At 60.6% G+C, this 13,550-nt stretch carries 12 protein-coding genes; 7 read left to right on the top strand and 5 right to left on the bottom strand.

What is annotated here, in order from left to right; translation table 11 throughout:
- Positions 1-89: 89 nt before the first annotated feature.
- Genes MHY87_RS01315 through MHY87_RS01305 form a run of 3 tightly spaced genes read left to right on the top strand, consistent with a single transcriptional unit; the run spans position 90 to position 2,829 of the window.
- Positions 90-1,070: a S1C family serine protease gene (locus MHY87_RS01315; RefSeq protein ID WP_239348619.1), complete on the top strand. Its 981-nt coding sequence runs from the start codon at positions 90-92 to the stop codon at positions 1,068-1,070.
- A gap of 35 nt (positions 1,071-1,105) precedes the next feature.
- A complete protein-coding gene (locus tag MHY87_RS01310; RefSeq protein WP_239348617.1) occupies positions 1,106-1,942 on the top strand; it encodes an aldo/keto reductase in 837 nt (278 codons plus the stop codon).
- Positions 1,943-1,995: 53 nt separating this feature from the next.
- Positions 1,996-2,829, top strand: a complete 834-nt coding sequence (locus MHY87_RS01305; protein ID WP_239348615.1) for an inositol monophosphatase family protein — start codon at positions 1,996-1,998, stop codon at positions 2,827-2,829.
- Here the strand turns inward: MHY87_RS01305 and MHY87_RS01300 are convergent.
- The 4 genes from MHY87_RS01300 to MHY87_RS01285 form a co-directional block, all read right to left on the bottom strand.
- A complete protein-coding gene (locus MHY87_RS01300; protein ID WP_239348613.1) occupies positions 2,820-3,428 on the bottom strand; it encodes a hypothetical protein in 609 nt (202 codons plus the stop codon). The two genes, MHY87_RS01305 and MHY87_RS01300, sit on opposite strands and share 10 nt — an antisense overlap.
- Positions 3,429-3,594: 166 nt before the next feature.
- The gene (locus MHY87_RS01295) at positions 3,595-4,131 is read right to left on the bottom strand and encodes a hypothetical protein (protein ID WP_239348611.1); all 537 of its coding nucleotides are present in this window, start codon (positions 4,129-4,131) and stop codon (positions 3,595-3,597) included.
- Positions 4,132-4,193: 62 nt separating this feature from the next.
- Positions 4,194-5,441 (bottom strand): phosphoglycerate dehydrogenase, encoded by a 1,248-nt coding sequence (gene serA, locus MHY87_RS01290; protein ID WP_239348609.1) that lies wholly within the window; start codon positions 5,439-5,441, stop codon positions 4,194-4,196.
- Positions 5,442-5,728: 287 nt separating this feature from the next.
- On the bottom strand, positions 5,729-7,588 hold the full coding sequence (locus tag MHY87_RS01285) for a sigma-54-dependent Fis family transcriptional regulator (protein ID WP_239348607.1): 1,860 nt from the start codon (positions 7,586-7,588) through the stop codon (positions 5,729-5,731).
- A gap of 244 nt (positions 7,589-7,832) precedes the next feature.
- Between MHY87_RS01285 and adh the strand changes: the two genes are divergently transcribed.
- The 4 genes from adh (at position 7,833) to MHY87_RS01265 (ending at position 11,797) form a co-directional block, all read left to right on the top strand.
- Positions 7,833-9,350 (top strand): aldehyde dehydrogenase, encoded by a 1,518-nt coding sequence (adh, locus tag MHY87_RS01280; protein WP_239348605.1) that lies wholly within the window; start codon positions 7,833-7,835, stop codon positions 9,348-9,350.
- Positions 9,351-9,466: 116 nt separating this feature from the next.
- Positions 9,467-9,838: a DUF779 domain-containing protein gene (locus MHY87_RS01275; RefSeq protein ID WP_239348603.1), complete on the top strand. Its 372-nt coding sequence runs from the start codon at positions 9,467-9,469 to the stop codon at positions 9,836-9,838.
- Positions 9,839-9,984: 146 nt separating this feature from the next.
- Positions 9,985-10,758, top strand: a complete 774-nt coding sequence (locus tag MHY87_RS01270; RefSeq protein ID WP_239348601.1) for an endonuclease/exonuclease/phosphatase family protein — start codon at positions 9,985-9,987, stop codon at positions 10,756-10,758.
- A 91-nt stretch (positions 10,759-10,849) separates the two neighbouring features.
- The gene (locus MHY87_RS01265) at positions 10,850-11,797 is read left to right on the top strand and encodes a lysylphosphatidylglycerol synthase domain-containing protein (RefSeq protein ID WP_239348599.1); all 948 of its coding nucleotides are present in this window, start codon (positions 10,850-10,852) and stop codon (positions 11,795-11,797) included.
- Here MHY87_RS01265 and MHY87_RS01260 read toward each other — a convergent pair whose 3' ends face one another.
- On the bottom strand, positions 11,798-13,312 hold the full coding sequence (locus tag MHY87_RS01260) for a phospholipase D-like domain-containing protein (protein ID WP_239348597.1): 1,515 nt from the start codon (positions 13,310-13,312) through the stop codon (positions 11,798-11,800). It abuts the gene before it with no gap.
- Positions 13,313-13,550: the final 238 nt, after the last annotated feature.

The raw sequence follows: 13,550 nt of genomic DNA, 5'->3' as shown, positions 1-13,550 counted from the left end.
TCCAGCATTTTTCGCCATCTTGATGGTGTAGATGTTCTTTCGAGGACCCGTTCTTTGGGGCCTCGCGAGGCGGGGTAAGGAGTTTTCCGATGCATTCACCGGAGGAATGGCAGGTCCCGCCCGAGTTTCAGCCCGATCCGGATGCGCTCTCCTATGACCTTCGGGAGGCCCTGAACTCCATCGTCTCGATCCGCAGCCACGTGCCGGAGGATGCCTTTACCGCCGAGACCCTCGGAACCGAACGGGCTGGGCAGGGCGTCGTGATCCGCGCGGACGGGCTCGTCGTGACCATCGGATACCTCATCGCCGAAGCCGAGGAAGTGTGGCTTACCACCAACAAGGGCCGCACGGTCGAGGCCCATGTGATCGCCTACGATTACGACAGCGGATTCGGTCTCGTGCAGGCGCTCGAGCCGCTCGGGTTGCCGGTCATGCCGATCGGGGATTCCCGGCGTCTCCTGCCCGGAGACCAGCTGGTGATGGGCGGTAGCGGAGGGCGTGAACATGCCCTGGCGGCTCAGGTCGTCGCATGTCAGGAATTTGCGGGATATTGGGAATATCTCATCGACAACGCCATCTTCACGGTGCCGGCCCATCCCAATTGGGGCGGTACGGCGCTGATCGGCCCGCGTGGCGATCTCGTCGGCATCGGTTCGCTCCAGCTTCAGCATCAGGCGCAGGGCGGCGCCGTCGTTCCCCTGAACATGAGCGTGCCCATCGATCTCCTCAAACCCATTCTCGACGACCTGCTGACCCTTGGCCGCGTCGGCAAGCCGCCGAAGCCGTGGCTTGGTTTCTATGTCTCGGAAACCGAAGAAGATCAGGTCGCTGTCATCGGCCTTGCCGGCGATGCTCCAGCGCAGCGCGCGGGCTTGAGAGCCGGAGACAATGTTCATGCCGTTGCCGGGCAAGTCGTGACATCGCTTGCCGAGTTCTACCGCGCCATCTGGGCGCTGGGTCCTGCGGGCGTGGATGTGCCTCTCACGCTGGAGCGTGAAGGGGACACTTTCGACGTGACGATCAGGTCCGCCGACCGCGGTCGCTTCATGAAAACACCGCGCCTGCAATAGTCTCAAGCAAAAACCTGACAGTCTAAGGAGCCATCATGAGCCGACACGTCGTGCTGCCTTCGGGAGAGACCGTTCCCGCGCTCGGGCAAGGCACTTGGCAGATGGCTGAAAAGAGCACCGGGCGCGCTCAAGAAATCGAGGCGCTGCGTCTGGGTGTCGAATTGGGCATGACCCTGATCGATACGGCGGAAATGTATGGAGAGGGCGCATCCGAAAAGCTGATCGCGGAGGCCCTCGGAGCAGAGCGAGAAAGCCTGTTTCTCGTGAGCAAGGTTTATCCGCATAATGCCAGCCGCAAGGGTGTCGTTGAAGCATGCGAGCGCAGCTTGAGACGGCTTAAAGCAGATCGTCTCGATCTTTATCTGTTGCACTGGCGGGGAAATGAGCCCTTGGAAGAGACGGTGGCAGGCTTCGAGGATCTGCGCCGCTCCGGTAAGATCCGCCATTGGGGCGTCAGCAATTTCGACACGGACGACATGGAAGAGCTGTTCGAGATTGAGGGCGGCACCAATTGTGCAACCAATCAGATTCTCTACAACGTGACGCGACGCGGACCCGAATACGATCTGATCCCGTGGATGGCGGAGCGGAAGATGCCATTGATGGCCTACAGCCCCATCGAGCAGGGACGCTTGCCAAAGGCGGGAATCTTGCAGACCATCGGACGACACCACAAAGCGAGCCCGTATCAGATCGCTCTCGCATGGCTTTTGCAGAAGCCCGGCATCATCGCCATTCCCAAGGCATCGAGCACAGATCATGTGCGCGAAAATCGGAAAGCTCTCGACATTCAACTCAGCCCTGATGAGTTGAATGCCATCGACGCCGAGTTTCCACCACCGAAACGCAAGCGCCCGCTTGAGATGATCTGACCTTAACCGCTACAAAGCATCGTCAAGCAACCATCAATATAGCGCGAAAGCCGATGATCTTTTCCAGAGCCAATGCCGTCACCGTTGCAGAGATTCTCAGGAATGCCGCGCAAGCTGAAATCCTGCCGAGATTCAGGAACCTGTCCGAAGGCGCCATTCGCACGAAGTCATCGCAGCTCGATCTGGTGACGGATGCGGACGAGGCAGCGGAGCGTGTCATCGAAGCGGATCTCCTGCGCGCTTTTCCGAATGCCGTCGTCATCGGCGAGGAGGGCGTGAGCCGGAGCCCTCAGCTTCTCGACGGATTGGCCGATGCCGATCTCGCCTTCATTCTAGACCCCGTCGACGGCACCTTGAACTTCGCATCCGGCTTGCCGCTGTTCGGTGTCATGGCCGCCGCTGTGGTGAAGGGAGAAGTGGTGTGCGGCGTCATCCTCGACCCGATCTTGGACGATTGGGCGGTTGCCGTGCGTGGAGAAGGTGCGTGGATGCAGCGGCAGGACGGCACCACGCAGGCATTGCAGGTGGCTTCACCCGTTCCTCTTGCGGAGATGGTGGGGAACGTATCCTGGCGTTATCTGCCGGAGACGCTGATGCAGGCGGTGACAGCCAATTTTCCGCGCATTGCCATGGTCACGAATCTGAGATGCGCCGCGCACGCTTATCGCCAGATCGCGAGCGGACATATGCACTTCGCCTTCTCGTCGAGCGTGATGCCTTGGGATCATGCGGCTGGCTGGCTGATCCATCACGAGGCCGGGGGCTACTCGGCTCATTTCGACGGTTCGCCATACCGGCCGATCAATCGAGGCGGCGGATTGATCAACGCGCCGGATCGGGAAAGCTGGCAGGCCTTGCGGGATGCTCTTCTGCCGTCTCAGCTGTGAGATGTCCGCGCAGCCGGCTGAACGACCGCATCGATCTCCGCAATTCTCTCGCGACGCTTCTTGCATTGACGATCGAGATGCCAGGACCGGCCAACGCTGAGGGCGAGGATCGGGATGGCCCAGAGATAGTCGATGGCATTGAGAAGAACGAGGGCGAGAGCTGCAATTGAGATGAGCCAAGTCTCGAACCGCCCGAAACCTTCCGTGAATTCGTTCTTCAGAACGAGCTGCTGACGTTCAAGCAGCAGATCGACATGGACAGGCTTTCCCGGCTTAAGAGTTGCAACTGCGGAAATGCGGCGCATGCCCTCAAGAGAGCTGTGCAGCAATGCAAGCTGCTCGGCGCGGCTCTGCGAGGTGTTGGGCGCCTGCGCTGGCGAGAATGCCTTGATCAGGCTATCGCGTAAAAGCTGGATCGCAGGGGGAGAGTTGTCCTGCTCGTTGCCGGGCGCAACAAGTTCAAACTTGTCTGTGATGCACTGGCGGATCTGGGCTGCAGTGCTCTCCGCTCCGGCGGGGGAGGCCTTCTGCTTGAAGGAAACAGCAACATGATCTGCAATCATGTGCTCGACCGCGACATTCGCCCTTTCCACCGACATGAACCGTTTCCTTCCGTGAAGGTGCCTTCGACGGTTTCATCGCGGCAAGGCGGAGATGACGGCGCTGGCCGGATGGCTGCGTATGGATCAGCAGCCCTCCGATCATGAAACCTTAAGGTTAAGGGATGCTTAACGGCGCATGTTTCGGAGAAGCAGGAGAGCGCGGCTATGCGCCTTGTTCAGGCTCCGAGTGGCCCGGAACCATCTTTGCGAGATTTTGAAGGAAAATCACGGATTCCTTGGGGCGGCCTTCCTGCTCTGCGATCTTACTGATGTTCTGCAGAAGAGAGGCGATTTCGCTCGCTTTCGCCACGCGCCCAACCGAGAGAACGTGAAAGAAAGCCGAGAAGGCAACCATGACGGCCTGGTTGTGCTCTTCGAGTTTTCTGCATTGCTCTCTCAGGGCTTTGATGTCCTTCTCCTGGGCGGAAACAATATCCACCAGAGTCAGCATCTGCTCGGCTAATGTGTCGACGGAGGCGCTCATGTCTGTCGGGTTGTCCAGCTCATCGGGAGGAGGTGAGGGCAGGGTTGCCGCGCTGCCTAACGGATCGCGTGCCCGCAGTCCAGGCGGCGGATCGACAGCACCGAGCGTCACCTCGGTGTCCTCCACCACCACGGAGGGCAAGCGCGCCGCATCCGAGAGGCGCGTTGCCGTCTGTTGCAGGAGGCTTCGGATACGGTCCTGAACGCTTGCGATCATGCGGCAATCCAAGCACGAAGCGGCGCTATGGAAAAGTGCGGCACTTGGTTGTATCCGTTCGATCAGCCGAGCGCATAAAGCAGGCGAGCGCGGATCGTGCCGTCCAGAGCGCGGATCTCGTGCAGCGTTTCCCGGCTGTGCTCGGGCTGGCCTTCCACCTCGATCACCACATAACCCATCTCGCCGTCGGTTTGCAGGTGCTGCGCCGTAATGTTGAGGCCGCGCGCCGAGAAAACCTGATTGAGGCGGCCAAGCATGCCGGGCACGTTGCGATGCACGTGGATGTAGCGTGTGCCGGTGGCGCGCGACGACAGCTGCACCTGCGGGAAGTTCACCGCTCCGATGGTCGAGCCGACATCGGAATAATCGATCAGCTTGCGAGCGACTTCGGCGCCGATGCGTTCCTGCGCCTCTTCCGTGGAGCCGCCGATATGCGGGGTAAGAATAACGTTGTCGAGGCCCTGGAGCGGCGTCACGAAGCGCTCCTTGTTGGATGCAGGCTCGACGGGGAACACATCGGCGGCGGCGCCGCGCAGATGGCCGCTCTTCAGCGCGTCCGCGAGAGCATCGAGATCCACCACCGTGCCGCGGCTGTTGTTGATGAGATAAGCGCCTTTCTTCATGGCGGCGATCTCGCTTTTGCCGATCATGCCATGCGTGGCGGGCGTCTCGGGAACATGCAGGCTTACCACGTCGCTCTGGCCCAGCAGATCGTACAGGCTGTCCGCCGGTTCCGTGTTGCCATGGCGCAGCTTGTCGGTCTGATCGTAGAAGATCACGCGCATGCCCATGGACTCGGCGAGATAGGAAAGCTGCGAGCCGATATTGCCGTAACCGACGATGCCGAGCGTCTTGCCGCGCACCTCATGGCTGTCGATGGCCGACTTGTCCCAACCGCCTGTATGAGCGGCAGCGGATTTCGGGAAAACGCGGCGCAGCAGCATGACGATCTCGCCGATCACGAGTTCAGCGACGCTGCGGGTGTTTGAGAAGGGGGCGTTGAAGACGGGAATGGCGGCTTGGCGCGCCGCTTCCAGATCGACCTGGTTCGTGCCCACGCTGAAGCAGCCGACGGCGATGAGGCGATTGGCGGCGGCGATCACCTCGCGGGTCAGCTGCGTGCGGGAGCGGATGCCGAGAATATGAACGCCCTGCAGGGACTCGATCAGATCCTTCTCGTCGAGAGCCGTCTTCAGATAGGTAATGTTCGTGTAGCCCGCCGACCGGATCATCTCGACGGCGCTCTCGTTCACCCCTTCGAGCAGAAGCACCCGGATCTTGTCTTTCTGAAGAGAGAACTGCTCGCTCATGTCGTCTCCGTTTGCCTGTCAGGCAAGCCCATAACCCGTCCGGCCCAATAGGAAAATCTCTTTTTCCTTCAAAGCCGGAGACGGTTTTTCATCGGTTCGGTCAGTGCCCCAGGCTGCTTGGTCCCGCAAGAGGGAAAGCCCTCGAAGGAGGCGGTTTCATACCTCCTATGCGTCCCCGCCATCCATGGATTCGGGCGTATCTTGAGCCAATCCGGTCGCTCGGGCGATTGGTCAGAAAGGCGGGAGCTAGTGCCGGATGTACGCACGGCTCCCGTTCTTTTTGTGCTTCAAGCGTTGCCTTGGAGGCGCCGGTAAAGGGTGCTGCGGCTGATCCCGAGACGGCGCGCCGCGCGGGAAACATTCCCTTCCGCCGCTTCGAGGGCATTCCTCATGGCCGCCATGGTCATCGAGTCCAGCGTTGCCGGATGAGGTTCTGCTTTCTTGACGGGCAGGGGGCCGACTGCGTCCGCTGCCAGCCGAACATCGGGCGGAAGGGCATCGATCCCCAGCCGGTCGCCCGGTTCACCGAGCGCCAGCATCGCCCGCAGGCAGCCGACCAGCTGACGGAAATTGCCGGGCCATGCATAGGTCGAGAGGCGCTCGCGGCACTCTTCCTCCAGGCGCACGTTTCGACCGGCCGCTCCAAGGCACTTCCAGACCTCGTCGATCAGTTGCCTCCGGTCAGCACGGGATCTCAGGGGCTGCAGCTCGATCGTGTATTGCGCAATCCGGAAATAGAGATCGGAGCGGAACCCGCCGCTCTGGACGAGTTCTGACAGGTTTCGGTTCGTGGCGCAGATCAGCGTGAAATCAACCGGGACAGCGCGGCTGCCGCCGAGCGGCACAACCTCGCGCTCCTGGAGGACGCGCAGCAGCTTGGTTTGCAGGGCAAGAGGCATGTCGCCGATCTCGTCGAGGAACAGCACGCCACCGTCGGCCTCCCGCAAGTGTCCCTTCGATCCGCCGGTGCGTGCGCCGGTGAAGGCGCCGGCCTGATAGCCGAACAGCTCCGCTTCCATCAATGTTTCCGGAAAGGCCGCGCAATTGACGGCGACGAAAGGCTTTCCGGCGCGCGCGCTTCCGCCATGGACCGCACGGGCGAAAACCTCCTTGCCTGTGCCGGTTTCTCCCCAAACCAGAACCGGGACATCGGCATCGATCAGGCGAACGGCACGGGTGAGAGCCTTGTGCGTTTCCGAATTGAAGATCGGTGCGACGTTTGTGGGCGGAACGGCCTTGTTGCTCCGGAGCGTCGACACAGTGCTGCGCTTGCGCTGATCGAGCCGCCCGCGAAGGGGCACTCCATCGCACCGCTTCAAGGCACCCGTATCGGCCAGAGCCGCAACACCGTTTTGGAAAAGGTCATCCCAGGTCGTGCGGCCCAGCGCATCGAAGGTGCGGCCGACGAAATGCAGCCCCTGCCGGTTGGCTGCCTTGAGGCGTCCGTCCTCGAAGACCAGGATCCCTTCGCGCGGTGTTCCGAGCATCGCCGGATCCGTGTGGAAACGCACGATGTCCGCATGCTCGAAGCCGTGCTCGAAGAAACGATGCTCTATCTGCTCCGCCGCAAGCCGCACCAGACCCAGCGCATGAGCATGGTGCACATCGGCGGGACCGGACAGATCGAGGACGCCCAGCACATTTCCATGCGGGCCGATGATGGGAGTGGCCGAGCAGCTCAAGATCCTGTTGCATTCGAGATAATGTTCCGCGCCGCGCACCTCGATCGGGCAGCTTTCCGCGAGGGCCGTGCCGATGGCGTTCGTGCCGACATTCTGCTCGCTCCAGGGAACGCCGGGCATGAGAGCCACGCGGGCCGCGCGTTGCGCAAAGCCGAGGCTGCCCAATGTGTCGAGAACGAGCCCCTGCGCATTGGTGAGAATGACAATGCTGTCGGTCGCCTGCGCATCCGCATAGAGCGCCTCGATCTCGGGCCGGCAAAGACGCCTGAAGAGTTCCGCCTCTTCGGCGGAGGCTGCGAACTCATGGGAGGTCAGGGGCTCCGGCAGCGAATTGGCGCGCCCCTCGAGACCCAATGCCGCGCATCGGTTCCAGGAGCGCAGGATAGGCTGGGAAATCAATCCCCTAGGAACGACGCCTTTAGAGAAGAACGATTGACGCGCATGCTGAATCTTATCTGACGACACGGCTTCCTCCTGTCCGGTGTCGCAAATTGCAACAGCTGTCGCAGATGCGTTTCTTTACGTGACGCTGAGCATGATAGCTGAAGCTGAGATAATGCGAAGCGGTCAAAAGTACACAAGCGCGACAGCTTCAAAGGGCTCAAATCAGGCAATGACTTGCCGCTTTGCAACAATGATTGCTGCCCTGCAAAACCTGCGCCTGGCATGCAACTTGCTCATACGGCGATGTTCATCTGGGAGGAAATCAATGAACAAGCCAGAGTTTCTGTCGACGCCGAAAGTTCCCTTCAAAAGCCGCTATGGGAATTACATCGGCGGTGAGTGGAGAGAGCCGGTCGCAGGAAAATATTTCGAGAACACATCGCCCGTGAACGGCAAGGTGCTCTGCGAGGTGGCGCGCTCAGACAAAGACGACATTGAAGCGGCCCTGGATGCGGCCCATGCGGCGAAGGATGCCTGGGGAAAGACGGCGCCTGCCGAGCGCGCCCGCATCCTCAACGAGATCGCCGACCGCATGGAGGAAAACCTCGACCTCCTGGCACTGGCCGAGACCTGGGATAACGGCAAGCCGATCCGCGAGACGACAGCCGCCGATATTCCACTCGCCATCGATCACTTCCGCTACTTTGCGAGTTGCATCAGAGCGCAGGAAGGTTCCGCCGCCGAGATCGATCACGATACGGTCGCTTATCACTTCCATGAGCCGCTCGGCGTGGTGGGACAGATCATTCCCTGGAACTTCCCGATTCTCATGGCGACCTGGAAGCTTGCTCCCGCGCTTGCCGCCGGCAATTGCGTCGTGCTGAAACCCGCCGAGCAGACGCCATCCTCGATCCTGCTTTGGGCGGAACTCGTGGGGGATCTCCTGCCTCCCGGCGTTCTCAACATCGTCAACGGTTTCGGTCTCGAAGCGGGCAAGCCGCTGGCATCGAGTTCCCGGATCGCAAAGATCGCCTTCACGGGTGAGACGACGACGGGCCGGCTCATCATGCAATATGCGAGCCAGAACCTCATTCCGGTCACGCTGGAACTGGGCGGCAAGTCGCCGAACATCTTCTTCTCGGATGTGGTGGCGGAAGACGATGCCTTCTTCGACAAGGCCATCGAAGGCTTCGTGATGTTCGCCCTCAACCAGGGCGAAGTCTGCACCTGTCCGAGCCGCGCCTTGATTCAGGAGTCGGTCTACGACCGCTTCATGGAAAAGGCGCTCAAGCGTGTGGAAGCGATCAAGCAGGGAAATCCCCTCGATCCCGCCACCATGGTCGGAGCACAGGCCTCCAGCGAGCAGCTCGAGAAGATTCTCAGCTATATCGACATCGGCAAGCAGGAGGGTGCTCAGGTGCTCACCGGCGGCGAACGCAATGTGATGTCGGGCGATCTCGAAGGCGGTTATTACGTGAAGCCCACGGTGTTCCGCGGCCATAACCGCATGCGCGTGTTCCAGGAGGAGATCTTCGGCCCGGTGGTCTCGGTAACTACCTTCAAGGACGAAGACGAGGCGCTGCACATCGCCAACGATACGCTCTACGGCCTCGGTGCCGGCGTGTGGACGCGCAACGGCAATCGTGCCTATCGGTTTGGCCGCGCCATTCAAGCGGGACGTGTCTGGACCAATTGCTACCATGCTTATCCGGCACATGCGGCCTTCGGCGGCTACAAGCAATCGGGCATCGGCCGTGAGAATCACAAGATGATGCTGGATCATTATCAGCAAACCAAGAACCTGCTGGTGAGCTACAGCGACAAGGCCCTCGGCTTCTTCTGATCCCTTAGGAGGCCGGCGTGGACGAAGACGTAGGGGCAGTCGTCTGAAGAGATCGGCCTCCAACAGAGGCCGGGGTGCACTGCGCCCCGGCCCAATCGCCATGGAAGGAACCGAGGATGGATGCCGAAATTCTGCGCGTGACGGCAACACCTGCCGCGCTTGATCTGATCGCGACGTTACAGAACGAGTATGGCCCGGTCCTGTTTCACCAATCCGGCGGATGCTGCGACGGCTCATCCCCGATGTGCTACCCGAAGGACGATTTCATCGTGGGCGATGCCGATGTGCTTCTCGGCAGCATCGGTGGGGCTCCCTTCTACATGAGCCCTTCTCAATACGAGTATTGGAAGCATACGCAGCTGATCATCGATGTGGTGCCGGGCCGGGGAGGGATGTTCTCCCTCGAGAATGGCCGCGATGTCCGCTTCCTGACGCGTTCTCGCCTCTTCTCGGATGAGGAATCCATGCTCCTCGGCTTGAGCGGTTAAGCTCGGTCCTTCAAATCCATTGGATGATGTTGCGATATGCGAAGGGGCAATGGAAATTATGCCGCCTTCAGGGGTTAGTGCTGTTGAGGCTGCCGTTCCGCAGCCTTTCCCTTATCTGCGACCAATCTCTATGGAAGGGAGGCGAGGTGCCTCGGATACTGACCTATAATGTGCGCCGCTGTCTTGGAACGGACGGGCGGCTCTCGCCGGGGCGCATTGCCGATGTGATCGCAGCCTATGAGCCTGACGTGGTGGCGCTTCAGGAACTCGACGTCAGACGGGCGCGGACCGGGGGGATCGATCAGGCGGATTCCATCGCCCAGGCCCTTGGCATGCAGATGCACTTTCACGCCAGCCTTCGCGTAGTAGAAGAGGAATACGGCAACGCTATCCTGACGCATCGTCCCTCGCGATTGATCAAGGCGGGCCCCTTGCCGGGCGGAACGGGCCGCCTGGCGCCGGAGCCGAGAGGCGCGCTCTGGGCCTCCATCAACCTTGGCGGTACGGATGTGCAGGTGATTACGACGCATCTGGGCCTGCGCCGCTATGAACGTCTGGCGCAGGTGGATTGCCTCATGGGACCGCAATGGCTCGGTCATCCGGCCTGCCGAGAGCCCGTGATCCTGTTGGGTGATTTCAATGCATCGCCCCGGTCCAGAGCCTATCGGCGCTTGGCATCCCGCCTTCGCGATGCCCAGGCCGCCATGCTCCATCAGCGCCCGATGCCCACATTCCCGTCCAGGATGCCGATGCTGCGGATCGATCATGCCTTCGTCAGCCGCTCGATCCATGTGGCGCGCGTGGAATCCGTGCGCTCGCCCATGGCGCGGGTTGCATCGGACCACTTGCCTCTCATGATCGAGTTCCACGTCATGCCGGTGAAAGCGCACAAGGCCGGGGTGGAACGTATCCACGAATAGGGACGGAACCGGCATATGCTGGGATTGATTGTCATAAGCCGAGACTGACAGGTCGGTCGGCAAGCTTTGCCCTAGTGATGCGGGAGTAGGAATGCGGAAGATCTGGAAGCCTTTGATCGCGGTTCTCGCCATCGGCCTCGCGGCTTTCCTGCTCTACCGGACGCTCAGCCGCTACAGTATGGATGAGTTGCTTGCCGCCGTTGCCGCCATTCCTGCGGCGCGCTTGGCCGCGGCAGGCGGCTTTGCCGCCGCGAGTTATCTCTGCCTCAGCGGGTTCGATTATCTTGCCCTGCGCTACGTCGGCAAGCCGCTGCCGTATTACAAGGCTCTTTGGGCCTCCTTCACCAGTCTCTCCATCGGCCACAATATCGGCCTCGCATTCCTGAGCAGCGGCGCCGTGCGCTATCGATTCTATACGCGTTGGGGACTGAATGCCGAGCAGGTGGCGAAGGTGATCCTCTTCTGCGGTATCACTGTCGGGGTTGGGCTGATGGTGCTGGGAGGCGCAGCGCTATTGCTGCGCTCCGACCTCGCGGTTGAGATCACTGGGGTGTCGAAAACCATCGTCATCGTTCTCGGCATTGCCTGTTTGGCCCTGCCTGCAATCTATCTCACGCTATCAGCCTTTATGCGGAAATCCCTCAGGATCTGGCGCTGGGAACTCGACATGCCCCCTCTGCCTCTTGCCATTGGGCAGGTGATCGTCGGCTCCGTCAATTTTGCATTTGTCGCCGCCTGTCTTCATCAGGCGCTCGCCGCCGTGACCGATGTTGCCTATGTCGGTGTCGCGTCGGTTTATGTGATCGCCAATACGACGTCCCTCATCAGCCATGTGCCCGGCGGTCTTGGTGTCATCGAGAGTGTGGTGATGTATCTTCTGCCTGGGCAGGACCTGATCGGATCGCTTCTGGTGTTCCGCTTCGTCTACTTCCTGATCCCGCTGTGCATGGGCATCGTCGTTTTTCTGGTGACTGAACTCTTCTATCGCCGGAAGAGCAATGCCCACGCCGGAATGACTCAGGCTCCTGCAAGAGCCTGATCAATCATTGGGGCGTTTCAAAAACCAGAGCGGTTCGAAAGGCTCAAGGGGATCGAGAAGGCTTGTGCCGACGGCCGGCTCCGCAGGGCCTTCATCGAACATCGCATCGAAAACATGCACGCGCCGGTCGTTCACGTTCAGGCGCTCGATAGCCGCGATCAGCGAACCGCCTTCCTCCGAAACGGCTTCCGAAAAGACCTCCGGCTCAGTTCCCAGATGCTCGCCCAGGAGGCGGTCCCGAAGCTTGAGAATGGAGCCGCGCATCTCGTCATTCACAGCCTCGACGGCGAGATCGCATTCGGTATCAAGGCCGATGGAACGGTTGTTCATGTTCGACGAGCCGATGCGCAGGAAGGTGTCGTCTACGATGATCAGCTTGGAGTGAATCAGAACCTGGCAGAAGCCGTCTTTGGTGGGCACGACAGGATAATAGACCCGCAGCCGATCATACCGGTCTGCCTTGCGGAGGCGCCGGATGAGCCGGTCCCGGTTCGTGCCCATCACCTTCTTCTCGGCCCAGCCGTGCGATTCATGCGTTTGGATGACGATGATCTCAGGACCATCGGGCTTGGCAAGCTGCTGCTCCAGAACATCGCCGATATAGGGCGCGGTCATGTATTGCGCTTCGATGTAAATCGACTTTCGTGCCGCCGACAGGGCATCGACGTTGAGCACTGAGGCTTCCTGGACGGAGCATTGCGCGCCCCAGGCCGGGAAGGTTCGTGCGATGGCAACGGGAGCATTGGTGAAATCGGGAGCAAGATCCGCAGGCCATATGTCCGGCACGGGGTGGGGCAGGCATGCGATCTCTTCGCCTGTCGCGACCCGCCAGCGTTCATAGGCGAGCTCCGTGATGGAGTGGGCGGCGGGCCCGGTGACGACCATCTGAACATCATGAACCGGATCGTAGATCGTGCCGTCTTCCCGAAGACGATAGGGGTTGTCGCAGGCATGGTCCTGCGTGTCCCAGCGCCTGACGGTCAGATCCATGCCGCCGACGAAGGCAAGGCCGTCGTCGATGCAAACGATCTTCTGGTGATGCGCGGCATAAAGCGGATGATGCTTGTCGAGGCGCAGCTGAAGGCGAGGGTGGTTCTGCCATTCAGCTCCGAAAATCAACGGTCCGGGGGCGCCAGGCGCATGCACGACGGCAACGCTCCAGACCAGGATGCGGATCTCGAGATCAGGCTTCTCCTCCAATAGCGAGCGGAGCAGGGGGCCGAGCGGCGGAGAGGTTTCTGCATCCATATTCGGACGCAGGCGAATGCTGCCGTCGAAATCCCAGCCTATGATCATGATGGAGTGCTGCGCCTTGCGCAGGGCGGCCTCCAGTTGAGCGAAATAATCCGCTCCGTCGATGAGGGCAGCCGCCCTGTCTGCGGGAACCACGCGCCAGCAATTGCTGCCCGGCTTCAGGACCGGGCGCGCCGCCGCGCTGCTGACCGCTTCAAGGCCCGCATGAGAACCTGTCAGTCCGTTCGTCTCGTCAAGTAAGTGCACGTTGTTCATGATCATAAGAGAACCGCATCGGCAACTCTGTAGTGAAGCCAAGGTTCCCAGGGCATGAGATATTGTACCTAGGCCGTCGCTGGCTCTGTCGTGGAAAGCTCAAAAATTAGTCCCTGATTGAGGCCTAAAACCTCACGCTTGCTCATTCGGAGCCGTTGCCATTCGCCAAAAGCGCCTAATAATTGATGCAGCTTGCAAACGTTGAAAAAGCAGCCTTGTGGGTAGCCTATCGGCTCACCGCTTC

It is taken from the genome of Microvirga sp. ACRRW (assembly GCF_022346925.1).
Classification (GTDB): domain Bacteria; phylum Pseudomonadota; class Alphaproteobacteria; order Rhizobiales; family Beijerinckiaceae; genus Microvirga.
Note: the sequence above shows the minus strand (reverse complement) of the source record. Positions and strands in the feature narration are given on the sequence as shown.